Consider the following 24,329-nt stretch of genomic DNA (forward strand, 5'->3'; position numbering starts at 1 on the left):
CAGAGCGGCGAGTATAACGGCGAACTGTTTGGCGTAGTCTGGGCTCTAACCAGTAACGTTCTTGGCGTTCTACTCAGGAGATTTCATATGCGTGCTCCCTTTCGCCTGATTGGCGGTGTTCTGGTCGCAACCTTGCTGACTCAAGTGACCGCCTGCGGGTCGATCTTCTACCCGGATCGACGTGGCCAGATCGAAGGCAAGATCGACCCGGCCATCGCCGCGCTCGACGCCGTGGGCCTGTTGTTCTACATCATCCCCGGCCTGATTGCGTTTGCCGTGGACTTCGCCACCGGCGCGATTTACTTCGAGCCAGGCAAGACCGCCCAGGTCGACCCGCAAAAACTCAAGGACGCTATCGGTCCCGACGGCAAGGTCGATAATCGCAAGTTGCAGACTATTCTGGAAAGCGAACTGGGCCGCAGCTTCCCGCTGGACGATCCACGCCTGATCCAGAGTAAAGGCAGCTCTCAACAACTGGCGATGTTCGGCCTGCAACCCGCCGCGTAATCCCTACGCACGAAAGGACTCTTCAAGGAACGATGGCCCCTATGACCTCCAGCTCCGAACACGCCCGCCTGCTGCGGCTGGCGACCCGTGCCTCGGTGGCGGTGGCGTGCATCCTGATCGTCGCCAAAGCCATCGCCTGGTGGCTGAGCGGCTCAGTGAGCATGCTCGCCGGGCTCACCGACTCGACACTCGACGGTGTCACGTCATTGCTCAACCTGCTGGCGGTGCATTACGCCCTGCGCCCCGCCGACAACGATCATCGCTACGGACACGGCAAGGCCGAGTCATTGGCGGGCATGGCCCAGGCGCTGTTCATTGGCGGCAGTGCGGTACTGATCGCGTTGCAGGCCTATGATCGACTCAAACATCCCGAACCGGTCGGCGCGCCGTGGATCAGTATCGGCGTGATTGTCTTCTCCCTCGTCCTGACCTTAGCCTTGCTGTCGCTGCAACATCGGGTGATCAAGGCCACGGGCTCCAACGCCGTGCGGGCCGACTCGCTGCACTACCGTTCGGACCTGTTGCTCAACGGCAGCATTCTGATCGCACTGGTGTTCGCCGGGTTTGGACTGCACCAGGTCGACCCCTGGTTCGGTCTGGGCATCGCTGCCTACATTCTCTGGAGCGCAGTGCAGATCGCCCGGGAAAGCTTTGCGGTGTTGATGGATGAAGAACTGCCGCCGGAGGTCAGCCAGCACATGCTGGAACTGGCGTGCAGCGTGCCCGGCGTGTTGGGGGCCCATGACCTGCGCACACGGATCTCCGGCAACCAGTGGTTCGTGCAGTTGCATCTGGAGCTGCCGGGGGAACTGACGCTGTCAGTGGCCCACGGCATCAGCGATCAGGCTGCCGCGGCGATTCACACCGCCTACCCGCGGGCCGAAGTGCTGGTGCACGCCGACCCGCAGGAAGTGGTAAAAGCCGCCCGGGATCAGTAAGTCACCTGATAACCGCGACTGCTCAGGCAGTCACCCTGGGCCTGTCGGTAGGCTTGCACCACCGACGGGTCTGGCCGGTAGGTGGCGGTTCGTGGATCGAAACCACTCTGCTGCACCGCATATTGATAACACTCGTAACCATCCCGGCTGACCTGTTCCGGCGACTGACCGTTGGCTGGATAGGCCTCCACGTCATAACCACTGTTGCCGGCTGGAGGTTGCGATTGGCCAACCGGCGGTTCGACCACGACGTAATCCTGAGTGCTTTGCTGATAGGCGTAGTAGGAACCTGCCGCCAGGAACAGCAGCGCCCCACCGATCCACACCTGCTCGGCGTAATCAGGCAGGTACCTGACACGAATCCCCCGCGGTGGCTCCACCACCACGTAACGCGGGCCCAGCGGGCGATACCAGTAGCCACCGGAATAGTAGTAATCCATGCCACGGTAAGGCACGCGGTAGTCGCGCTCGGGGAAACGGTCGATCACCTGGCCGGGACGATACTTGGGACCAGGCCCCCAGCCGTTGCCGCGCCCACTCGGACGCCCCTCCCAATGCGTGTCATTGGACGGCGCGCCTATGTAGCCATTCCAGTGCTTGTTGTAATCGTTGCGACGCGGTTGATTCTGGTCGTAACCGTGCGGCGGCTCCCGGGTCTGGCCCACGGTGTCGGGGCGTGGCTGGATCGGCATGTCAGTGGCCGGCATCTGCGGCGGAGGCGGCGGCGAGCGCACCCGGCTGTTGTAGTCCGGTGCTGGGCGGCTCTGCCTCTGGTCATTGTCCTGACGTTGATCCTGGCCGCTGTGCTCGTACTGGCGATTGTCGTTGTTCTGCGCACGGGGCTGATTCTGCTGCTGGCCGTTTTGCGGATGTGGCTGGTTGCCGCCACCATGGCCCTGGTTATCGCCCTGATGCCCACCCTGGCCGTGTTGCCCGCCATCATGACCACGATTTTGCTGCTCATCAGCCATCGTTTGCGCAGAGACACTGACACACAACAAACCAACACCGGCCAAACGCCAGATGCGCGATTTCATGCTGTTCCTCATTGCGGGTAAGGGCCTGTACATAAGACTGGGAAAGCAGTGGCCGGTTCTGCGACAGGTTATCAGTCACGCAACTTATTTATTGAGGCCTGCTCTTTAATTCACGGCAGCAAATTCCACGCAAGAAAAAGGGGAGACCCGTCGGCCTCCCCTTAGAGAACTTCGTCCTGGCTCGACACTTGTGGCGTCGGCTCACCTCACGCCGTCTTCTGGACAGTGTGTAGCTCGGGGGCCGGCACATCCCCGGTGGGGGTGGCGACCGCGGCGGGCCTGATTCGGCGAGCCGCACTGGACTGTTTGTCCGAGCAGTGATTCTGGTGATAAGAATAGGCCGGGAGCGCCGGCAGAGGATTGCGAAGATTGCTTAATTAAACATCACTTGCGCAATTTTTAACCCCGGATACATAATCCTCCGCAATAGTTACGACAAAGGACCGTTTGATGAGCAAGCTCGACCGTTACGACCTGAGTATTCTGGCGGAATTGCAGCGCGACGCACGCATCTCCAACCAGGAGCTGGCCGAGCGCATCGGCCTGTCGCCTTCGCCGTGCTCGCGGCGGGTCAAGCAACTGGAAGACGACGGCTACATTTCCCGCCAGGTCGCCCTGCTCGACCGCAAGATGCTCGGCCTGAGCCTGACCGCTTACGTGCTGATCGGCATGGACCGTCACACGCCGGAGCGTTTCGAGAATTTCGAAGCGGCCATCCGCACCCTGCCCCAAGTGCTCGAATGCAGCCTGGTGACCGGGATGGATGCCGACTATCAACTCAAGGTCGTGGTGCCGGACATGGATCACTACCAGAAATTGTTGCTGGGGCATCTGACACGGATTGAAGGCGTGACCAGCGTGCGATCGAGTTTTGTGCTGAATCAGGTTTTGAACAGCACCGAACTGCCTTTGACTCATCTGCGTAGCTGAGTAGCACTTCTGTAGGCGCCTGTAGGAGCTGTCGAGTGAAACGAGGCTGCGATCCTTTGATCTTTTCTTAGCAGCAAAATCAAAAGATCGCAGCCTTCGGCAGCTCCTACAAGAACAGGTCGGTTGTCAGACCGGGCGACGAATGACTGCGACACACCGACGCAGGTCAATACAGTGCGTACTCGCTGAGGCGTATACTCCCCGCGCCCTTTTAGCCACGCCCGCGCTGGAGATATTCGATGGATCCTGCCGTATTCGAAGAATGGATGATGACCGGACTGGTCAGCATCCTGATCATTTTCATGGGTTTCATCGTCTGGGATCTGGCGAAGAAGTCCAAGGCCGGGCGCTTCGGCTCGTTCATTTTGTTCTTCGTGCTGGGCCTGGGCGTGGCGGCGTTCGTGATCAAGAGCGTGGTGATCGGCCTGATCGAATCCGGCACGTTATAAGCGCGCCGGCACTTCCTTCCACTGGCCCTGATCGAGCCCCTCGATCGTCCAGTCGCCGATCCTGACCCGCACCAGACGCAAGGTCGGCAACCCGACCGCAGCGGTCATGCGCCGCACCTGTCGGTTGCGCCCTTCGCGAATCACCAACTCCAGCCAGCTGGTCGGCACGCTTTTACGAAAACGCACCGGCGGATTGCGCGGCCACAGCTCGGGCTCGTCCAGTTGCCGCGCCTCGGCGGGCAAGGTCATGCCATCATTCAATTCGACGCCGTCACGCAAGCGCTGCAACTGCTCGGCGCTCGGCTCGCCCTCGACCTGTACCCAATAGGTCTTGGCCAGCTTGTGTTTCGGGTCGGCGATCCGCGCCTGAAGCTGGCCGTCGTTGGTCAGCAGCAACAAGCCTTCGCTGTCGCGGTCCAGCCGTCCGGCCGGATAGATTCCCGGTACATCAATGTAATCCTTGAGGGTCGCGCGCCCTTCGCCGTCGCTGAATTGCGTCAGCACATCGAAAGGTTTGTTAAACAGGATCAGCTTCGGCTCGGCCGGTGGTGCCTTGGCGACACGGCGCGGGGCTGAAGGAGAGGGTTTCGCGCCAGGGCGGCGGGAAGGTGGACGAGATGGACGCGACATGGGCAAAACAACATCTAACGGTCAGGGCTGCTAATGCTAGTAGCCCGACCGTTAAATGACCATCGACAAATCAGCGGAACGGCGGCTCGTCGAAGCTGCGCAGTTTGCGCGAATGCAGCGAGTTGAGTTCGGTGCGCAACAGATCCACCGCCTCGATACCGATCTTCAGGTGCTGGCTGACCGCGCGCTCATAGAAGGCGTTGGCCGAGCCCGGCAGCTTGATTTCGCTGTGCAGCGGCTTGTCCGAAACGCACAGCAACGTGCCGTATGGCACCCGCAAACGATAACCCTGCGCGGCAATCGTGCCGCTTTCCATGTCCACCGCCACGGCGCGGGACAGGTTGATCAGCGGCCGTTCCTGTGCCCAGCGCAGCTCCCAGTTACGGTCGTCGTAGGTCAGCACGGTGCCGGTACGCAGGCGCTTCTTCAGTTCGTCGCCCTTCTCGCCGGTGACGTTGGCCGCCGCCTGCTGAAGCGCGAGTTGCACTTCGGCCAACGCCGGAATCGGAATGTTCGGCGGCACCACCCGGTCGAGAATGCCGTCGCGACGCATGTAGGCGTGGGCCAGCACGTAATCGCCAATGGTCTGCGACTGACGCAGGCCGCCGCAGTGACCGATCATCAGCCAGCAATGCGGACGCAATACAGCCAGGTGGTCGGTGATGTTCTTGGCGTTGGACGGGCCGACACCGATGTTGACCAGGGTCACGCCGTGGCCATCGCTGGCGATCAGGTGATAGGCCGGCATCTGGTAGCGGTGCCAGACCACCCCGGCGGCAATCGCCGAGGCTTCGCCGTGGTCCATGCTTTTTTCGATGATCACGTTGCCCGGCAGCACCATGCGCACGAAACGCGGATCGCTGCGTAGTTGCTCCAGGCCATGGACGATGAACTGGTCGACGTAGCGGTGATAGTTGGTCAGCAAAATCCACGGCTGCACGTGCCGCCAGTCGCTGCCGGTGTAATGCACCAGTCGGCGCAGGGAGAAATCCACCCGCGCGGCATCGAACAGCGCCAGGGGCAGCGGATCGGTGTTTTCCCAATCGTACAGACCGTCGGCAATGCCGTCGGTCGCCGCCGACAGGTCAGTGCTCGGGAACACCCGCGCCAGCACGGGGGCAGTGACACCGGAACCCGCCAGCTCATCGCCCTGCTCGACCACATACGGATACGGAATGTTCTGCTGGCTGACACCGACTTCCACGGTCACGGTGAAGTCGTGCATCAACGGAACGAGCTGCTCCAGCAGGTATTTACGAAAAGCCGAGGGATGGGTGACGGTGACGCTGTAGGTGCCAGGCAACTGAACCTTGGCGTAGGCACGGGTGGTCTGCGGGACTTCGCCCTGGCAGTGGTAGGTCAGGCGCAATTCGGGATAGCGGAACATCGAGCGCTGTTCGGCATCGGGCTCGACGCGATCCTTGAGGTAACGCTTGAGCGCCTGGCTCAACGCGGTGGTTGCACGATTGTGCAAGTGTGCGAGCCGGTCCACGGCTTGCTCGGCGGTTTGAACGACAATAAAAGCTTCGGTCACGATCAGCATCCTGTGTTCTGACTTGCAGACCTTCATCTTGCCTGCATCGTCGCTTCACGGGAACAGCCAAAAAAAATCGCAGCCTGCGGCAGCTCCTACAAGGGCTCGTCGTGCACCCGTAGGAGCTGCCGCAGGCTGCGATCTTCTGACCGATCAGAAGCCTTGTGGAGTCGAACGAGCGACAATCGCTTCCACATCCAGCCCGCGTGGCAATGCGCCGTACACCCGGCCGCCACCATTCAGTCGACTGGCAATAAACGCATCACTGACCACCGCATTCCCGGCTTCCAGCAACAACTTCGCCTGCAGCCCCAGGGCAATGTCCTCAGTCAGTTGCCGGGCACGGTACTGAATGTCGCTGGTGTCCTTGAAGGCCGCCTGCAATTGATTGATGTGTGCAGCCAGGCGCTTGTCGCCATGGCCATCGCCCAACTCGCTGAACAGTGCATCGAGCACACCCGGTTCTTTCGACAGGGCACGCAGCACGTCGAGGCACTGCACGTTGCCCGAACCTTCCCAGGTCGAATTCACCGGCGCCTCGCGGTAGAGGCGCGGCAGGATACTGTCTTCGACATAACCCGCACCGCCCATGCATTCGGCCGCTTCGTTGATCATCGCCGGCGCCCGTTTGCAGATCCAGTACTTGCCCACCGCCGTCACCAGCCGGGCGAATTTGGCTTCCTGCGAATCGTCCAGATGATCCAGCGCCCGGCCCATGCGCAGGCTCAAGGCCAGGGCGGCTTCGCTTTCCAGCGCCAGATCCGCCAGCACGTTCTGCATCAATGGCTGTTCGCTGAGCAGCTTGCCGCCAACCGAACGATGAGCGCAGTGATGGCTGGCCTGGGTCAGCGCCTGGCGCATCAGTGAACTGGAGCCGACCATGCAATCGAAGCGGGTCATGGCCACCATCTCGATGATCGTCGGAACGCCACGGCCCTCTTCACCGACCATCCACGCCAGTGCGCCACGGAACTCCACTTCGCTGGAGGCGTTGGAACAATTACCGAGCTTGTTCTTCAGGCGCTGGATATAGAACTGATTGCGCGTGTCGTCCGGACGATGGCGCGGCAACAGGAAACAGGTCAGGCCCTTGTCGGTCTGCGCCAGAGTCAGGAAGGCGTCGCACATCGGCGCCGAGCAAAACCATTTGTGCCCAACCAGTTCATAGGCCTGGCCCGGACCGCTGGCACCCACCGGATACGCCTTGGTGGTATTGGCCCGCACATCGGTGCCGCCCTGCTTCTCGGTCATGGCCATGCCGATGGTGACCCCGGCCTTGTGGGCCATGGCGACATTACGCGGGTCGTATTCGGTGGCGAGGATTTTCGGCAGCCACTTTTGCGCCAGGTCCGGTTGCAGGCGCATGGCCGGAACGCTGGCGAAGGTCATGGTCAACGGGCAGCCGCTGCCGGCCTCGGCCTGGCTGTGCAGGTAAGTCATGGAAGCGCGGGCCACGTGGGCGCCGGACTGCGGATGAGTCCAGGGCAAAGAGGTCAAGCCATGCTCAACCGCCGTACGCATCAGTTCGTGATAAGCCGGGTGAAACTCCACCAGGTCAATGCGATGACCAAACCGGTCATGGCTGTTGAACACCGGCTTGTTCTGATTGGCCAGGAACCCGGCTTCCATCAACAGGCCACCGGCCAGTGCGCCATAGGCGTCGATCCGCGATTCGGCCCAACCGGCCCCGAACCGCCGCGACCACTCCTGCAACGGCAAATCGATGCGGTACAGGTTGGCGCCGTCCAGTGACGGTGGCTGGTTGGTGACTTCGTGGGTTTCGGCGAACTGATGCAGGTTCATGACAGGGCTCCTTTGGTCGGCCAACTGACATCAGTTAATCACCGCCCCTCGGCCGATCAAAGTGTCATATCCGCCTAACTTCCGGCGCTTTCGCCCTGCTGCAAACAAAGTACACGGCGGTAGAGCGCGGCCTGCAATTCCTCGAATTTCACCGGCTTGTTCAAGTGATCAATCACCGCGCCGGTCGGGCAGCGCTCACGGTCACCGTTCAGGGCGATCAAGAACAACGGCAGTTCGGCATAACCAGGTAACGCGCGGATCCGGCAGCACACCGACTCACCGCCCAATAGCGGCAACTGACAATCGACCAGCACCGCGTCGAACACTTCGCGCTGCAGGAGATCGAGAGCAGCATCGACGCTGTCGGCCGTACGTACGCGAAAGCCCAGCTTGAGCAACATGCCGCGCATCACCAACTGGCTGATGTCGTTGTCATCCACCAACAGCACGGCACAATCCTGAGGCAAGCGCAGGCGCGGAAAGTCCCGGGTCATCAATGGCGTCACCGGACGCTCGACTACCGGCAGCCCGACTTCCACATCCAGCTGAAACCGGCTGCCGCGTCCTGGCTCGGAGCGGTGTGTCAGGCGTCCACCGAGCAACTCGACCAACTGTCGGCAAATCGCCAGGCCAACACCCAGGCCGCCGTATTCACGGGTCATCGAGCCATCGAGCTGGAAGAACCGTTGATACATTGTGGCCTCCCCCAAATCGGTGAAACCAATGCCCGTGTCAATCACCGCAAAGGTCAACGCCAGCCGGTCGGGCTCAATGGTCTTGCCGGTCACCCGCAGGGCCAGGCCGCCGACCTTGGTGAACTTGATGGCGTTATCCAGCAGGCATTCCAGGCACTGCGCGATCTTGACGTTGTCGCCGCGCAAACGATCCGGCACACCTGGCGCGACATCGACCTTGAAGTCCAGCGACTTGCCCGACGCATTGCCCTCGAACTGCGTGCGCAGTGCCTCGACCATGCCACGCAAGCTGAAGGTGTCGGCCGAGGCCTTGAGTTTGCCGGCCTGCAATTCGGTGAGGGTGAGGATGCCGTTGACCATGCGCATCATGTCCCGCGCCGATCCAGACGCCGTCTGCTGGTACTGCTCGAGCTCCGGGTCCATTTCGACCGTTTGCATCAGTTCCAGCGAACCGATCACACCGTTCATGGGCGTGCGCAATTCGTGGGTCAGGGTGGCAAGGAACTCGTCCTTGAGTTTGTTACTGCGGGCCAGTTGCTGGTTGAGGACTTCAAGCTTCTGGCTGGCGTCGAACAGGGTCTGAGCCTGCTGCTCGCGCATGGCGTTGATGCGGTCGGCCAGCGCCAGGGACAGCAGCGCCACTTCAATGGCCGAACCGATCTGGCTGGAGTACATGGTCAGGAACACGTTCGGCAGGTAACCCAGCACCATCAGCGTATTGACGATGCCGCCGAGCAAAAACGCCGACCAGGCAATGATGAAATACCGCGCCACCCGCAGGCCGCGCAACCAGGCAAAGATCCCGGCGGCAAAAATCACCACGGTGAACGTCAGCGCCAGGGCCGTGGCCAGGCGTAAGGCCAGGGCGTAGCTGGTCATCAATGACAGGCCGACCACCAGCGCACCGAAGCCAACCAGCGCCAGCAACAGGCGGTCGAGCCAGCGACTGTGGGTTGCCATTTGCAGGAAACTGCGGGCGAACTGACTGCCGAACAGCCCGGCACAGCCGATGAAAAACGGCGTTGCGGCGTTGGCCCACCATGGATTGTCCGGCCAGAAATACTGCACGGCCGCACCGTTTACCGACAGCTGATACAAGCCGAACGAGGCGATATAGAAGATGTAGTAGAGGTAACTGGTGTCGCGCACGCTGAGGTAGATGAACAGGTTGTAGACCAGCATCCCCAGCAACACGCCGTAGATCAGCCCCAGTACATAGAGGCGCACGGGCTGCTCCTCGAGGTAGGCGGTGCTCGACCACAAGGTGACCGGCGCCTGGATCGAGCCTTCGCTTTGCAAGCGCATGAATACGGTTTCGGCCTGATCGGGCTTGAACGTCAGGTCGAACAGATAATTGTTCTGACGAATCTCGCGGCTGTTGAAGGGCAAGGCATCGCCGGTCTGACTGACCAACTGATAGTTGCCGGCCGCATCGGGCAAATAGAGATCGAGGCGATCGAGGGGCGGATAGGCCAGTTCCAGCAGCCAGGTCCTTTGCGCCGCCGGATTGGCCGGACGGTAATGCAGGTCGATTTTCAGCCAGAACACCGAACGCGAGTACCCGGCGTTGAGCGTGTCCTTGTGGTGCGGTTTGAAGTTGCCGGCCGCCGCTTGCGCACGGATATCCGCGATGGTCGCCTGACCACTTGCGTCCTCATAGACCTGCAAGGTTCGGCCCAAGGGGAGGCTTTGAGTGAACTCATCGAACTCGACGGCGTTTGCCAGGAGGGGCAAACACAACAGCAACATCAGCAAATAGCGCATTGAAGCCCCAGCGTGGCCTGTCCGGTTCTGTCAGGAAGCCCCCCATTCCTTTTGAGCAGACGTAAAACCGGCATCACCTGTTATTGGTTTGGATCCACTCTAGCATAGCCGTTGATGGCCATTAAACACCATTGAAATTTTTCCTGAAAAGGCTCTAGGACGGGCATTTCAGCGGCATAACTGAACGATTATCAATGGCAGGAAAATCATCCAGGCAAGGGTGCTGTCCCCTTCGCCACAATGTATCGACCAAACACACCGCCACAACACCCGGAAAACAGGTTTGGTGGTAAGCTCGCGCACCATGAATATCTACAGCTCTCGCCCCGTTGTCCTCTGTCTCTCCGGCCACGACCCAAGTGGTGGCGCCGGCTTGCAGGCAGATATCGAAGCCCTGCTCGCTCAGGGTTGCCATGCGGCTCCGGCCGTCACCGCCCTGACCGTGCAAGACACCGTCAATGTCACGGACTTCCGCGTCCTTGACCGTGAGTGGGTATTGGCCCAGGCCAATGCCGTGCTCAACGACTCCGAAGTCGCGGCGGTCAAACTGGGCATGCTCGGTTCCCTGGAAATGGTCGACACCGTGGTCGAACTGCTTTCGGCGCACCCGCATTTGCCGGTGGTTTGCGATCCGGTGCTGCGCGCCGGCGGCGGCGGACGCCTGGGCAAGGACGAAGTCGGCTACGCCATGCGCGAGCGTCTGCTGCCCTTGTCGATCATTGCGACCCCCAACCTTCCCGAAGCCCGCATCCTCGCCGAACTGCCCGAAGGCACCGCGGACGAGTGCGCTGAAAAACTCTTGCCGTTCGTCAAACACCTGCTGATCACCGGCGGCCACGGCGACGAAACCGAAATCCACAACCGCCTGTATAGCCGCGATGGCCTGCGCGAAACCTATACCTGCCAGCGTTTGCCGGGCAGTTATCACGGTTCCGGTTGCACCCTGGCAAGTGCCTTGGCCGGTCGTCTGGCCCAGGGCGAAAACCTCGCCAGCGCCGTGCAGACCGCGCTTAACTACACGTGGCGCACCCTGCGTGATGCCGAGCAACTGGGCAAAGGCCAGTTCGTGCCGCGCCGTTTGCCGCTGGATTTCTGTTCGTAACTTCTATTCGTATGCGGTGAGGCTTCTCCGATGAAACTACGTGGCCTGTACGCCATTACCGATAGCCATTTGCTGGACGGTAAGTTGCTCAAGTACGTGGAGGCGGCGCTGGAAGGCGGCGTCACCTTGCTGCAATACCGCGACAAGAGCAGCGACGAAGCCCGCCGTCTGCGTGAGGCCGAAGCCTTGCGCGGGCTGTGCGAACGTTACAAGACGCAGTTGATCATCAATGACGACGCCGAGTTGGCGGCACGCCTGAACGTGGGCGTGCACTTGGGCCAGACCGACGGCCCGTTGACCCCGGCCCGTGCACTGCTCGGGCGCCAGGCGATCATCGGCTCGACCTGCCACGCGCAGCTCGAACTGGCCGAACAGGCCGCCAGGGAAGGCGCCAGCTATGTCGCCTTCGGCCGCTTCTTCAATTCGAACACCAAGCCCGGTGCACCGACCTGCAGCCTCGACCTGCTCGACCAGGCCCGCAAACAGCTGCACCTGCCGATCTGTGCGATCGGCGGTATCACCCTGGATAACGCCGCCCCACTGGTGGCCCATGGCGTCGATCTGCTGGCGGTGGTGCATGGCCTGTTCGGCGCCGAGAGCACGGCTGAAGTGACCCGCCGCGCCCGCGCCTTCAACGAATTGTTTTCTATTTAAGCTTTAAATCTGATTTGAGAGCCCGATCATGTCTCGTTCCGAAACCCTGTTTGCCAATGCCCAGAAACACATTCCCGGTGGCGTGAACTCGCCGGTTCGCGCGTTCAAGAGCGTCGGCGGCACGCCGCTGTTCTTCAAGCACGCCGAAGGCGCCTACGTCACCGACGAAGACGACAAGCGCTATGTGGATTACGTCGGTTCCTGGGGTCCGATGATTCTCGGCCACAGCCACCCGGACGTACTGGACGCGGTGCGTAAACAGCTTGAGCACGGTCTGTCCTACGGCGCCCCGACCGAGATGGAAACGCAGATGGCCGACCTGGTCTGCTCCCTCGTGCCGTCGATGGAAATGGTGCGCATGGTCAGCTCCGGCACCGAAGCGACCATGAGCGCCATTCGCCTGGCCCGCGGCTTCACCGGTCGCGACAGCATTATCAAGTTCGAAGGCTGCTACCACGGTCACTCCGACAGCCTGCTGGTCAAGGCCGGCTCCGGCGCACTGACCCAAGGCGTACCGAGCTCGGCCGGTGTACCGGCGGCATTCGCCAAACACACCCTGACCCTGCCGTTCAACGACATCGACGCGGTAGAAACCATGCTCGCCGAAGTCGGCCAGGACGTGGCCTGCATCATCGTCGAGCCAGTGGCCGGCAACATGAACTGCGTACCGCCGGCACCGGGCTTCCTCGAAGGCCTGCGGACCCTGTGCGACAAGCACGGCGTGGTGCTGATTTTCGACGAAGTCATGACCGGCTTCCGTGTCGCCCTCGGCGGTGCCCAGGCGTACTACGGCGTGACGCCAGACCTGACCACCTTCGGCAAGATCATCGGTGGCGGCATGCCGGTCGGCTGCTTTGGCGGCAAGCGCGAAATCATGCAGCGCATCGCCCCGCTGGGCCCGGTCTACCAGGCCGGCACCCTGTCCGGTAACCCGCTGGCGATGGCAGCCGGCCTGACCACCCTGCGCCTGATCAGCCGCCCGGGCTTCCACGCCGAGCTGACCGACTACACCACTCGCCTGCTCGACGGCCTGCAACAGCGCGCCGATGCGGCCGGCATTCCGTTCGTGACCACCCAGGCCGGCGGCATGTTCGGCCTGTACTTCAGCGGTGCCGACGACATCGTCACCTTCGATGACGTCATGGCCAGCGACGCAGCCCTGTTCGGTCGCTTCTTCCACCTGATGCTCGAAGGTGGCGTGTACCTGGCTCCGAGCGCATTCGAAGCCGGTTTCACTTCGATCGCCCACGGCGAAGCTGAACTGAAGCTGACCCTGGACGCCGCCGAGCGCGCCTTCGCGGCCTTGAAGTAACGCTCAAATGCTGACGCTGGCCCTTGCCAGCGTCAGCTTTCGCCGGCATTCCCACGATTTTTCCTGCTCGTCTGCCAATAATCCCCCGCAAAGTGGGCGATAAATTTCCCGCGCAGCAGAAAAACGAGTAAAGACTTTGTAAGGTTGGCCCTGCTTATTTCATAATGCGCGCTTATTGGATCCCCTCGATGGGTCCGCGCGCCCTTCAGAGGTAAGTCGATTCCCATGAACCGCACCGGCCGCACCCTTGCACTGGGCTGCCTGTTGCTTCTTCAGCCCCTGCTCACGCACGCACAAGCAGGCGGCAACTCGTTGTTAATCCCAGCGATGGGTCGCTGCACCCTCAATACCCAGCCGCAAGACCTGGAACAGGCGCTCGCCGCCTGCCAGAAAGCGTCGGAAGAAGGGGATGCGCAAGCGCAATACGAGTTGGGTGAGTTCTACTACGAAGGCAAAAACACACCGCGCGACCTCAATCAGGCCCTGAGCTATTTCGAAAAAGCCTCGCTGCAAGGCCACGCCCAGGCACAATTCAAACTCGGCACCATGTTCTTCCACGGCGAAGGCGTGCCGGCCAATAACGTTCAGGCGTACATCCTGCTGAAGATGGCAGCGGTCAACGGCGCCGAAGACGCCCTGGACACCGCCGACGAAGTCACCGAGAAAATGCCCCGCGAAGAACTGGAGCTTGCGACCCAGGTGCTCGGGCAAATTTTCCGTAAATATTTGATGGAATTGCAAAGCGCTGACGGGCGTACGCCTTTCGCGCCACTGCCCTGATTCTGTGTTGATCTGACTGGCCCCATCGCGAGCAAGCTCGCTCCCACATTTGATCTCTGGCGCTCACAAAACCTGTGTGCGCCGCAATTCCCTGTGGGAGCGAGCTTGCTCCGGGCGGCGTTCCGACGATGGGGGCGACTCGGTCTTGAGACTTACTTCTCAGGCATCGGCATCGGAAACGGCATGACATTGCCGACCGCGCCACGGGCTTCGCTGATTTTTGGTGTGCCCATACGCTCGACTTCATCGATGCGCACGATCGAATGCATTGGCACAAAACTGCGCACCACGCCTTCGAACTGAGCCTTGAGCTTTTCTTCGCTCGGATCGACGACCATTTGCGTGCGCTCGCCAAAGACGAACTCTTCCACTTCCAGAAAGCCCCACAGATCACTTTGATAGATCTGCTTGGCATACATTTCGAACACCTGGCCCTGGTTGAGGAAAATCACCTTGTAGATTGGAGCTTCACGTTTGGTCATGGCAGGCGAGCAACACATCGGGGGATAAAAATGAGGGCGCGAACTATAGCATAGCCATCGGACGCGCAGCGGTAGGAACCTGGGTACATGTTCCCTATAATGCGCGGTTCTTTGAATCACGTGATGACTCTATTCCATGGCCAAGAAGCTTTACATCGAAACCCACGGTTGCCAGATGAACGAGTACGACAGCTCGCGCATGGTCGATCTGCTGGGCGAACATCAGGCCCTGGAAGTCACCGCCCGCGCTGAAGACGCCGACGTGATCCTGCTCAACACCTGCTCGATCCGCGAACGTGCACAGGACCGGGTCTATTCCCAACTCGGTCGCTGGCGCGAACTGAAGCTGGCCAACCCGGACATGGTGATCGCCGTCGGCGGTTGCGTGGCCAGCCAGGAAGGCGCGGCCATTCGTGATCGCGCGCCGTACGTCGACGTGGTCTTCGGCCCGCAGACCCTGCACCGCCTGCCGGAAATGATCGACGCCGCGCGCAGCAGCAAGCTGCCGCAAGTTGACGTCTCGTTCCCGGAAATCGAAAAATTCGACCATTTGCCCGAGCCCCGCATCGACGGCCCGAGCGCTTACGTGTCGGTGATGGAAGGTTGCAGCAAGTACTGCACGTTCTGCGTGGTGCCCTACACCCGCGGCGAAGAAGTCAGCCGGCCGTTCGACGACGTGCTTGCCGAGATCATTCACCTGGCCGAAAACGGCGTGCGCGAAGTGACGCTGCTGGGGCAGAACGTCAACGGCTATCGTGGGACGACTCATGATGGGCGCCTGGCGGATCTGGCCGAGCTGATCCGCGTGGTCGCCGCGGTCGACGGCATCGACCGCATCCGCTACACCACGTCACACCCGCTGGAGTTCTCCGACAGCCTGATCCAGGCCCACGCTGACGTGCCGGAGCTGGTCAAACACCTGCACTTGCCGGTGCAATCGGGCTCGGACCGAATTCTCGCGGCGATGAAGCGCAACCACACCGCGTTGGAATACAAATCCAAACTGCGCAAGCTGCGCGCCGCCGTACCGGGGATCTGCATCAGTTCGGACTTCATCGTCGGCTTCCCGGGCGAGACCGAGAAAGATTTCGAACAAACCATGAAGCTGATTGCCGACGTGGGTTTCGACTTTTCCTACTCGTTCGTCTACAGCCAGCGCCCGGGCACTCCGGCCGCCGACCTGGCCGATGACACTCCGGAAGAGCTGAAAAAAGAACGCCTGAACGCACTGCAACATCGCTTGAACCAGCAAGGTTTCGAGATCAGCCGACAAATGGTCGGTTCGATCCAGCGGATCCTGGTGACCGATTACTCGAAAAAGGACCCGGGCGAACTGCAGGGCCGAACCGAGAATAACCGGATCGTCAACTTCCGCTGCGACAATCCGACCCTGATCGGCCAGTTCGCGGATGTGCACATCGATGCCGCGCAGCCGCACTCGCTGCGGGGCTCGCTGATCCAGTAATACCGCATCCCCCTTGTGGGAGCGGGCTTGCTCGCGAAAACGGTGTGTCAGTTAAATGATTGTCGACTGAGACACCCTCTTCGCGAGCAAGCCCGCTCCCACAGGGACAGCGCCAGGCCAGTGAATTAACTTGGTCTATATAAGAGCTTTCGCACCCGCGCCACTGGCGCTATCCTTGATTTATCTCAATTGCCCCAGGGCGGCTAAATACGACCTTGAACGCACCTATAGAACCACATCGTTTCATCCTCGAGCCTTTTGAAGCTCGTCGCTTCGCCAATCTGTGCGGGCAATTCGACGAGCACCTGCGCTTGATCGAACAGCGCCTGACCATCGAGATCCGCAATCGCGGAAACCAGTTCGAGCTGATCGGCGAACCCAAACACACCACCTCCGCGGAAAACCTCCTGCGCCGCCTGTACCGGGAAACCAAGGGTACCGAGCTGTCGCCGGACATGGTGCACCTGTTCCTGCAGGAATCGGCCGTCGAGCAGTTGGACAACCACTCCCCCGCCGAACCCTCCGTGGCCCTGCGCACCAAGAAAGGCATGATTCGCCCACGCGGCTTGAATCAAGTGCGCTACGTGAAGGAAATCCTCGGTAACGATATCAACTTCGGCATCGGCCCGGCCGGTACCGGCAAGACTTACCTGGCCGTGGCCTGCGCGGTGGATGCACTGGAGCGCGAGCAGATTCGCCGCATCCTGCTGGTTCGCCCGGCGGTCGAAGCGGGTGAAAAACTCGGCTTCCTGCCCGGCGACCTGTCGCAAAAAATCGACCCGTACCTGCGCCCGCTCTACGACGCGCTCTACGAAATGCTCGGCTTCGAATACGTCGCCAAGCTGATCGAGCGCCAGGTGATCGAAGTCGCGCCGCTGGCCTACATGCGCGGCCGTACACTGAACAACAGCTTCATCATTCTCGACGAAAGCCAGAACACCACGGTCGAGCAAATGAAGATGTTCCTGACCCGGATCGGCTTCGGCTCCACGGCCGTCATCACCGGGGACATCACCCAGGTCGACCTGCCACGCGGCACCAAGTCCGGCCTGCACCACGTGATTGAAGTGCTCAAGGATGTGCCAGGGATCAGCTTCACCCATTTCCAGCCCAAGGACGTCGTGCGCCATCCACTGGTGCAGCGGATTGTCGAAGCCTATGAGCGCTTCGAAACCAAAGCGGCCGATGATGCCGCCGCCAAGGACAGCCGCCGCGATGCTTGAGCTTGACCTGCAAATCGCCACCGAAGCCGACGCCCCCGGCGAAGCCGAATTCCGCCAGTGGTGCGAGCTGGCTTTGCGCCAGCGCACCGCCGACTCGGAGATGACCATTCGTCTGGTCGACGAAGCCGAAGGACGCGAGCTGAACCACACCTGGCGGCAAAAAGACTACGCAACTAACGTCTTGTCATTCCCGGCCGACGTGCCGGATGAGTTCCTCGACATCCCGCTGCTGGGCGATCTGGTGATCTGCGTGGCCGTGGTCGAGCGCGAAGCCGCTGAACAGGGCAAGGAACTCAAGGCCCACTGGGCACACTTGGTGATTCACGGCTGCTTGCATCTGCTTGGTTACGACCATATTGATGACGAGGAAGCCGAAGAAATGGAAGCACTGGAACGAACGTTGCTTGCAGAACTGGGCTTTCCCGATCCGTACGCGGACGACGAAACTGACGCATTCCCTACCGAAACAACAAAGGATTCAGAGTAATCGCTATGAGCGAAGATCGATCGAGCAACGGGCAGAAGTCATGGTTGGGTAAGCTCACCCAGGCTTTTGCCCACGAGCCGAAAAACCGCCAGGAGCTGCTGGAGTTGCTGCGCGATGCACACCAGAACAAACTGCTGGACAGCGAAGCGCTGGCCATCGTCGAAGGCGCCATCCAGGTGGCTGACTTGCAGGTCCGGGACATCATGGTCCCGCGCTCGCAGATGGTCAGCATCAAGGCGACCCAGACACCCCGCGAGTTCCTGCCTGCCGTGGTCGACTCGGCCCACTCCCGCTACCCGGTGATCGGCGAAAGCCACGATGACGTGATGGGCGTGTTGCTGGCCAAAGACTTGCTGCCGTTGATCCTCAAGGAAAACGGCGACAGCTTCAACATCAAGGACCTGTTGCGCCCGGCCACCTTCGTGCCGGAATCCAAGCGCCTCAACGTGCTGCTGCGCGAGTTTCGCGCCAACCACAACCACATGGCCATCGTCATCGACGAATACGGCGGCGTGGCTGGTTTGGTGACCATCGAAGACGTGCTGGAACAGATCGTCGGCGACATCGAAGACGAACACGACGTCGAAGAAGACAGCTACATCAAGCCGCTGCCCAGCGGTGATTTCCTGATCAAGGCCCTGACGCCAATCGAGAACTTCAACGAGTTCTTCGACAGCGAATTCTCCGACGACGAGTTCGACACCGTTGGCGGCCTGGTGATGAGCGCGTTCGGGCATTTGCCAAAACGTAACGAAATCACTGAAATCGGCCCCTACCGCTTCCGCATCCTGAACGCCGACAGCCGTCGGATTCACTTGCTTCGCCTGACGCCCATTGCTCGCTAAGGATTGAAATGCGCTGGACAACCCGCCCCGGCTGGCCCGGTAACCTGCTGGCCGTGGCGGCCGGTGCAATCACCACACTGGCCCTGGCGCCGTTCGATATCTGGCCACTGGCACTGCTCGCCGTCGGCCTGTTCTATGCCGGCCTGCGCGAGCTGAGCCCACGTCAGGCACTGGGTCGCGGCTGGTGTTTCGGTTTCGGCCTGTTCGGTGCCGGCACCAGCTGGATCTACTACAGCATTCACCACTTCGGCGGCGCCTCGGTATTGCTGGCCGGTTTCCTGATGCTGCTCTTCACGGCGGCGATTGCCTGGTTCTTTGCCCTGCCCGCCTGGATCTGGGCGCGTTGGCTGCGCCGAAATGAAGCGCCGCTGGCCGACGCCCTGGCTTTCGCAGCGCTGTGGGTCGGCCAGGAAGCCTTCCGCGGCTGGTTCCTGACAGGCTTCCCATGGCTGTATTCCGGGTACAGTCAGCTCGACGGCCCGCTGGCCGGGCTCGCGCCTATCGGCGGAATGTGGCTGATTTCCTTCACCCTGGCCCTGACAGCAGCGTTGATCTACAACGGCTTGCGCCTGGTTCGCACGGGGCGCAAAGGCTTCATCGCTGCCGGTGCATTGCTGCTGGTCGGTCCATGGCTGCTCGGCATGGCGCTCAAGCACCACGCCTGGACCAGCCCGTCGGGCCCGCCACTGAGCGTCGCCGCCATTCAGGGCAACATCGAACAAAGCATGAAGTGGGATCCGGCGCAGCTCAACGCGCAACTGGCGCTGTACCGCGACATGAGTTTCAGCTCCAGGCGCGCCGATCTTCTCATCTGGCCGGAAACGGCAATCCCGGTGCTCAAGGAGTCCGCCGAGGGTTACCTGAACATGATGGGCAGCTTCGCGGCCGAGCGTAAATCGGCGCTGATTACCGGCGTCCCGGTCCGCATGGAGGTCCACCACGAGAAGCGCTTCTTCAATGGCATCACCGTTGTCGGCGAAGGCGACGGCACTTACCTCAAGCAAAAACTGGTGCCGTTTGGGGAATATGTTCCGCTGCAGGATGTGCTGCGCGGGCTGATCGCCTTCTTCGACCTGCCAATGTCGGACTTCGCTCGCGGCCCGGCTGACCAGCCGCTGCTGCAAGCCAAGGGTTATCAGATCGCGCCATACATCTGTTATGAAGTGGTTTACCCGGAATTCGCCGCGAGCCTTGCCGCCCGCAGTGACCTGTTGCTGACCATCAGCAACGACACCTGGTTCGGCACCTCCATCGGTCCGCTGCAACACCTGCAGATGGCGCAGATGCGTGCGCTGGAGGCCGGCCGCTGGATGATCCGCGCCACCAACAACGGCGTATCCGGCCTGATCAACCCGTTCGGTCAGATTACCGATCAGATCCCGCAGTTCGAACGCGGCATCCTGTATGGCGAAGTGGTGCCGATGCACAACCTCACGCCGTACCTGGAATGGCGCTCGTGGCCATTGCTCATTCTCTGCGTGTTGTTGTTTGGCTGGGCGCTGATTGCGAGCCGGATGGCCAAGACTGTCTAGAAAAGATCGCAGCCTGCGGCAGCTCCTACAGGGGATTGCATTCCAACTGTAGGAGCTGCCGCAGGCTGCGATCTTTTGATCTTTACCGGTAAAACAACGAATAACCGACCTGCCCCACCGCCTCGTTCATCAATTGCCCGTTCTGCCAGATCGCCTTGTACTCCGGCATCCAGCCACCCAGTGGCCGCGCATTGTCGCCGCCCAGAAACCCTACCGGCGCCGGCACCACCTCAAACCCGGCCTTGCGGAAACTCCAGACCGCTCGCGGCATATGCCCGGCATGAGTCACGAGCACCACGCGCTTGATGCCCTGTGGCAGCAATACCTCGGCGCTGAACCGGGCATTTTCCCAAGTCGTGCGACTGCGTCCTTCCTGCCAGCGCACGGTCACGCCAAAATCGTCGCGCAAGGAGTCAGCCATCATCTGCGCTTCGCTTGGCGGGGTGCCGTAATGCAAGCCGCCGCTGGTCAGTACCGGCAGGCCGGAAGCCTTGGCCAGCCGCGCGGCAAACCGCTGGCGTTCCAGGCCGACACCCGTGGGCTGGTCGGCGCCCCAGGCCGCGTCACCGCGCTCGCGCCCGGAACCAAGGACAACGATGGCGTCCGCGCGCTGCCCCAGCACCGCCCATTCGCCGCGAGCCAGCGGTGGCTCACGCTCGAGCAGGCCGGCACTCCACTGCACCACCACCGGCAGGCTCATCAGCCAAAGGCCACCCAACCCCAGTGCAAAGCACACACCGGCGAGCCTTGGCCTTGAGCGGCGCAACCACCAGGCAAGTAAAAGCAGCAGCAATAGAATGCCGGGGGGCAAAAGAAGTTGTTTTAAAAAATAACGAAAAGGCATCGAGCATCTCCTGGAGATGCCCGAAGCCTAAGTGGGTTGGCGCGATGCGACAATCAATACAGGAGGACTATGCTTCAAAAAAACCATGGAGCATGGCTCTGCGTCTTACTTGAACTGCAAAGACCGGACCTTTACCGCGTCTCTGCCGGGAACCTTGTCCTTGAGCCAGATGATCTTGGCCGAACGTGGTGCGTCGAGTTGCTTTACCGCCTCTGACAAGCATCCGTGCGTCTCACGCTCACTGCGATCCAGATACGCCTTGACCAGTGCAAACTCTGCGGGGCTGAGGCCACGCAGTTCCAGCTCCAGAGGGCGTACGTCACGCAACCGGCCAGCAGTTCTTGCCGCTTCCAGGGCCAGGGCCAAACGATCGATCAGTCTTTCGTACAGCTCCGGTTTCGTAGCTTTTTGCTGTGACTCAACCATCCCTCACCTCATTGGAAGATAAGACCAACTCCCCAGTTAGAGCTTAGCCTCCATGAACAAACCGGCTGAGCGCCGCGACCAACGGCCCTCGCGGCGGTTTTCGCGAGACGCGCGGCAGCAATCAGGGTTTCCCTCGGTAGAGCGCGGTCATGTATGCTACGGCGCTTCCTGTAACTCCACTTCCAGCTCGGCTGGACATCGAAAACGCCAATGCGGCGTGATCAGCGTCCAGCGTTGCATTGAAGAGGATTAGGCCACCCCTATTCAGTTCAAAAGTAGCCATGCACGAACAATATCAGCCCCGTGAAATCGAAGCCGCCGCCCAGTCGTTCTGGGACGAGCAAAAGTCCTTTGAAGTCAGTGAACAGCCAGGCAAGGAGACTTACTACTGCCTGTCGATGTTCCCTTACCCCAGCGGCAAGCTACACATGGGGCACGTGCGCAACTACACCATCGGCGACGTGATCTCCCGCTATCAGCGCATGCAGGGCAAGAACGTTCTGCAACCCATGGGTTGGGACGCCTTCGGCATGCCGGCGGAAAACGCCGCGATGAAGAACAACGTAGCGCCCGCCAAGTGGACCTACGAAAACATCGCCTACATGAAGTCCCAGCTGCGTAGCCTGGGCCTTGCGGTGGACTGGTCGCGCGAAGTGACCACCTGCAAGCCCGATTACTACCGCTGGGAACAGTGGCTGTTCACCCGCCTGTTCGAAAAAGGCGTGATCTACAAGAAAAGCGGCACCGTGAACTGGGACCCGGTCGACCAGACCGTCCTGGCCAACGAACAGGTGATCGACGGTCGCGGCTGGCGTTCCGGCGCGCTGATCGAAAAGCGCGAAATCCCGATGTACTACTTCAAGATCACCGCCTACGCGGATGAGTTGCTGGAGAGCCTCGACGAGCTGACTGGCTGGCCTGAACAGGTCAAGACCATGCAGCGCAACTGGATCGGCAAATCCCGCGGCATGGAAGTGCAGTTCCCGTACAACGTCGATTCCATCGGCGAAACCGGCGCGCTGAAGGTCTTCACCACCCGTCCGGACACCCTGATGGGCGCGACCTACGTCGCAGTGGCCGCCGAACACCACCTGGCTACCCTGGCCGCACAGAACAATCCAGAGCTGCAAGCGTTCATCGCTGAATGCAAGGGCGGCAGCGTGGCCGAAGCCGACGTCGCCACCCAGGAGAAAAAAGGCCTGCCGACCGGCCTGTTCGTCGAACATCCGCTGACCGGGGAAAAACTGCCGGTCTGGGTCGCCAACTATGTGCTGATGCACTACGGCGACGGCGCGGTGATGGCGGTTCCGGCCCACGATGAGCGCGATTTCGAATTCGCCCACAAGTACAACCTGCCGGTCAAATCCGTGGTGCAGACCAGTTCCGGTGACAGCAACCCGGCGCCATGGCAAGACGCCTACGGCGAGCACGGCACGCTGATCAATTCCGGCGAATTCGACGGCCTCGACTTCGCAGGCGCCTTCGACGCCATCGAAGTCGCGCTGATCAAAAAAGAGCTGGGCGCCTCGCGTACCCAGTTCCGCCTGCGCGACTGGGGCATCAGCCGCCAGCGTTACTGGGGCTGCCCGATCCCGATCATCCACTGCAACACTTGCGGTGACGTGCCGGTACCGGAAGATCAACTGCCTGTCGTGCTGCCGGAAGACGTCGTACCCGACGGCGCCGGTTCGCCACTGGCGCGCATGCCCGAGTTCTACGAGTGCAGCTGCCCTAAATGCGGCCAGCCTGCCAAGCGTGAAACCGACACCATGGACACCTTCGTCGAGTCCTCGTGGTACTACGCCCGCTATGCCTCGCCGCACTTTGAAGGCGGCCTGGTGGAAAAATCGGCCGCCGACCACTGGCTGCCGGTGGATCAATACATCGGCGGGATCGAACACGCGATTCTTCACCTGCTCTACGCGCGCTTCTTCCACAAGCTGATGCGCGACGAAGGCCTGGTGAGCTCCAACGAGCCGTTCAAGAACCTGCTGACCCAGGGCATGGTGATCGCCGAGACTTACTATCGCCGCGAAGCCAATGGCGCTTACACCTGGTTCAACCCGGCGGACGTCGAGCTTGAGCGTGACAGCAAAGCCAAGGTTATCAGCGCCAAGTTGAAATCCGACGGCCTGCCGGTGGAAATCGGCGGCACCGAGAAGATGGCCAAGTCGAAGAACAACGGCGTCGACCCACAGTCGATGATCGACCAGTTCGGCGCAGACACCTGCCGCCTGTTCATGATGTTCGCTTCGCCACCTGACATGAGCGCGGAATGGTCCGACTCCGGCGTAGAGGGTTCGCACCGTTTCCTCAAGCGCGTCTGGCGCCTGGCTCAAGCCCACGTCACTCAGGGCCTGCCGGGCAAACTGGACGTCGCCAGCCTGAATGACGAGCAGAAAGCCGTTCGTCGCTCGATCCACCTGGCCATCAAGCAAGCCAGCCAGGATGTTGGCCAGAACCACAAGTTCAACACCGCCATCGCTCAGGTTATGACGCTGATGAACGTACTGGAAAAAGCCGCGCAAGGCACCGACCAGGATCGCGCCCTGATTCACGAAGGCCTGGAAACCGTGACACTGCTACTGGCTCCGATCACGCCGCACATCAGCCACGAGCTGTGGAATCAACTGGGTCACGCTGAACCTGTGATCGACGCCGGCTGGCCGGTGGTGGATGACAGCGCGTTGGTACAGGACAGCCTGCAACTGGTGATTCAGGTCAACGGCAAGCTGCGTGGCCACATCGAAATGCCGGCCAGTGCCAGCCGTGAAGAAGTCGAAGCCGCCGCCCGTGCCAACGAGAACGTGTTGCGCTTCGTCGACGGTCTGACCATTCGTAAAGTGATCGTAGTGCCCGGGAAACTGGTCAATATCGTCGCCAGCTAATT

22 protein-coding genes are annotated in these 24,329 nt (G+C 61.0%); 14 read left to right on the top strand and 8 right to left on the bottom strand.

What is annotated here, in order from left to right; genetic code table 11:
• Positions 1 to 87: 87 nt before the first annotated feature.
• Together ASD95_RS27385 and ASD95_RS27390 are read left to right on the top strand one after the other, a co-directional pair.
• Positions 88 to 507, top strand: a complete 420-nt coding sequence (locus ASD95_RS27385; RefSeq protein WP_056728815.1) for a hypothetical protein — start codon at positions 88 to 90, stop codon at positions 505 to 507.
• A 41-nt stretch (positions 508 to 548) separates the two neighbouring features.
• Complete coding sequence (locus ASD95_RS27390; RefSeq protein ID WP_056728817.1) at positions 549 to 1,445, top strand: cation diffusion facilitator family transporter; 897 nt, start codon at positions 549 to 551, stop codon at positions 1,443 to 1,445.
• Here ASD95_RS27390 and ASD95_RS27395 read toward each other — a convergent pair.
• Positions 1,439 to 2,482, bottom strand: coding sequence for a DUF6515 family protein (locus ASD95_RS27395; protein ID WP_056728819.1), 1,044 nt, complete (start codon positions 2,480 to 2,482; stop codon positions 1,439 to 1,441). The genes ASD95_RS27390 and ASD95_RS27395 overlap by 7 nt on opposite strands.
• Before the next feature lie 450 nt (positions 2,483 to 2,932).
• Between ASD95_RS27395 and ASD95_RS27400 the strand changes: the two genes are divergently transcribed.
• Positions 2,933 to 3,412 (top strand): Lrp/AsnC family transcriptional regulator, encoded by a 480-nt coding sequence (locus ASD95_RS27400; RefSeq protein WP_007937367.1) that lies wholly within the window; start codon positions 2,933 to 2,935, stop codon positions 3,410 to 3,412.
• Positions 3,413 to 3,651: 239 nt separating this feature from the next.
• On the top strand, positions 3,652 to 3,861 hold the full coding sequence (locus ASD95_RS27405; RefSeq protein WP_007937369.1) for a DUF2788 domain-containing protein: 210 nt from the start codon (positions 3,652 to 3,654) through the stop codon (positions 3,859 to 3,861).
• On the opposite strand, the gene ASD95_RS27410 is transcribed toward ASD95_RS27405, so the two are convergent.
• The 4 genes from ASD95_RS27410 to ASD95_RS27425 form a co-directional block, all read right to left on the bottom strand.
• Positions 3,856 to 4,491, bottom strand: coding sequence for a pseudouridine synthase (locus ASD95_RS27410; protein WP_056728822.1), 636 nt, complete (start codon positions 4,489 to 4,491; stop codon positions 3,856 to 3,858). The genes ASD95_RS27405 and ASD95_RS27410 overlap by 6 nt on opposite strands.
• Positions 4,492 to 4,561: 70 nt before the next feature.
• A complete protein-coding gene (amn, locus tag ASD95_RS27415; protein WP_177336502.1) occupies positions 4,562 to 6,061 on the bottom strand; it encodes an AMP nucleosidase in 1,500 nt (499 codons plus the stop codon).
• A gap of 117 nt (positions 6,062 to 6,178) precedes the next feature.
• On the bottom strand, positions 6,179 to 7,828 hold the full coding sequence (locus ASD95_RS27420; protein WP_056728824.1) for an acyl-CoA dehydrogenase family protein: 1,650 nt from the start codon (positions 7,826 to 7,828) through the stop codon (positions 6,179 to 6,181).
• A 74-nt stretch (positions 7,829 to 7,902) separates the two neighbouring features.
• Positions 7,903 to 10,287, bottom strand: coding sequence for a hybrid sensor histidine kinase/response regulator (locus tag ASD95_RS27425; RefSeq protein ID WP_056728825.1), 2,385 nt, complete (start codon positions 10,285 to 10,287; stop codon positions 7,903 to 7,905).
• A 304-nt stretch (positions 10,288 to 10,591) separates the two neighbouring features.
• On the opposite strand from ASD95_RS27425, the gene ASD95_RS27430 reads away from it, so the two are divergent.
• From ASD95_RS27430 to ASD95_RS27445, 4 genes are all read left to right on the top strand, one after another.
• Positions 10,592 to 11,389 carry a hydroxymethylpyrimidine/phosphomethylpyrimidine kinase gene (locus tag ASD95_RS27430; protein WP_008052407.1) on the top strand — a complete coding sequence of 266 codons (798 nt, stop codon included), beginning with the start codon at positions 10,592 to 10,594 and terminating at the stop codon, positions 11,387 to 11,389.
• Between the two features lie 30 nt (positions 11,390 to 11,419).
• On the top strand, positions 11,420 to 12,043 hold the full coding sequence (gene thiE, locus ASD95_RS27435) for a thiamine phosphate synthase (RefSeq protein ID WP_056728827.1): 624 nt from the start codon (positions 11,420 to 11,422) through the stop codon (positions 12,041 to 12,043).
• A 28-nt stretch (positions 12,044 to 12,071) separates the two neighbouring features.
• On the top strand, positions 12,072 to 13,355 hold the full coding sequence (gene hemL, locus ASD95_RS27440; RefSeq protein WP_056728829.1) for a glutamate-1-semialdehyde 2,1-aminomutase: 1,284 nt from the start codon (positions 12,072 to 12,074) through the stop codon (positions 13,353 to 13,355).
• A gap of 225 nt (positions 13,356 to 13,580) precedes the next feature.
• Positions 13,581 to 14,135 (top strand): tetratricopeptide repeat protein, encoded by a 555-nt coding sequence (locus tag ASD95_RS27445; protein WP_056728831.1) that lies wholly within the window; start codon positions 13,581 to 13,583, stop codon positions 14,133 to 14,135.
• A gap of 152 nt (positions 14,136 to 14,287) precedes the next feature.
• Here the strand turns inward: ASD95_RS27445 and ASD95_RS27450 are convergent, their stop codons facing one another.
• The gene (locus tag ASD95_RS27450) at positions 14,288 to 14,617 is read right to left on the bottom strand and encodes a DUF1820 family protein (protein ID WP_056728833.1); all 330 of its coding nucleotides are present in this window, start codon (positions 14,615 to 14,617) and stop codon (positions 14,288 to 14,290) included.
• Between the two features lie 136 nt (positions 14,618 to 14,753).
• On the opposite strand from ASD95_RS27450, the gene miaB reads away from it, so the two are divergent.
• From miaB to lnt, 5 genes are all read left to right on the top strand, one after another.
• The gene (gene miaB / locus ASD95_RS27455) at positions 14,754 to 16,082 is read left to right on the top strand and encodes a tRNA (N6-isopentenyl adenosine(37)-C2)-methylthiotransferase MiaB (RefSeq protein WP_056728835.1); all 1,329 of its coding nucleotides are present in this window, start codon (positions 14,754 to 14,756) and stop codon (positions 16,080 to 16,082) included.
• Positions 16,083 to 16,297: 215 nt separating this feature from the next.
• On the top strand, positions 16,298 to 17,305 hold the full coding sequence (locus ASD95_RS27460) for a PhoH family protein (protein ID WP_056728837.1): 1,008 nt from the start codon (positions 16,298 to 16,300) through the stop codon (positions 17,303 to 17,305).
• Positions 17,298 to 17,792 carry an rRNA maturation RNase YbeY gene (gene ybeY, locus ASD95_RS27465; protein WP_056728838.1) on the top strand — a complete coding sequence of 165 codons (495 nt, stop codon included), beginning with the start codon at positions 17,298 to 17,300 and terminating at the stop codon, positions 17,790 to 17,792. Before ASD95_RS27460 ends, ybeY begins: the two co-directional genes overlap by 8 nt.
• A 5-nt stretch (positions 17,793 to 17,797) precedes the next feature.
• Positions 17,798 to 18,637 carry an HlyC/CorC family transporter gene (locus tag ASD95_RS27470; protein WP_027924283.1) on the top strand — a complete coding sequence of 280 codons (840 nt, stop codon included), beginning with the start codon at positions 17,798 to 17,800 and terminating at the stop codon, positions 18,635 to 18,637.
• 8 nt (positions 18,638 to 18,645) lie between these two features.
• The gene (lnt, locus tag ASD95_RS27475; RefSeq protein ID WP_056728839.1) at positions 18,646 to 20,169 is read left to right on the top strand and encodes an apolipoprotein N-acyltransferase; all 1,524 of its coding nucleotides are present in this window, start codon (positions 18,646 to 18,648) and stop codon (positions 20,167 to 20,169) included.
• 82 nt (positions 20,170 to 20,251) lie between these two features.
• Here the strand turns inward: lnt and ASD95_RS27480 are convergent, their stop codons facing one another.
• Together ASD95_RS27480 and ASD95_RS27485 are read right to left on the bottom strand one after the other, a co-directional pair.
• A complete protein-coding gene (locus tag ASD95_RS27480) occupies positions 20,252 to 21,013 on the bottom strand; it encodes a YdcF family protein (RefSeq protein ID WP_056728841.1) in 762 nt (253 codons plus the stop codon).
• 105 nt (positions 21,014 to 21,118) lie between these two features.
• On the bottom strand, positions 21,119 to 21,439 hold the full coding sequence (locus ASD95_RS27485; protein WP_008052397.1) for a hypothetical protein: 321 nt from the start codon (positions 21,437 to 21,439) through the stop codon (positions 21,119 to 21,121).
• A 281-nt stretch (positions 21,440 to 21,720) separates the two neighbouring features.
• On the opposite strand from ASD95_RS27485, the gene leuS reads away from it, so the two are divergent.
• A complete protein-coding gene (gene leuS, locus ASD95_RS27490) occupies positions 21,721 to 24,327 on the top strand; it encodes a leucine--tRNA ligase (RefSeq protein WP_056728842.1) in 2,607 nt (868 codons plus the stop codon).
• Positions 24,328 to 24,329 lie beyond the last annotated feature (2 nt).

This window comes from Pseudomonas sp. Root71 (assembly GCF_001429045.1).
Taxonomy (GTDB): domain Bacteria; phylum Pseudomonadota; class Gammaproteobacteria; order Pseudomonadales; family Pseudomonadaceae; genus Aquipseudomonas; species Aquipseudomonas monachiensis.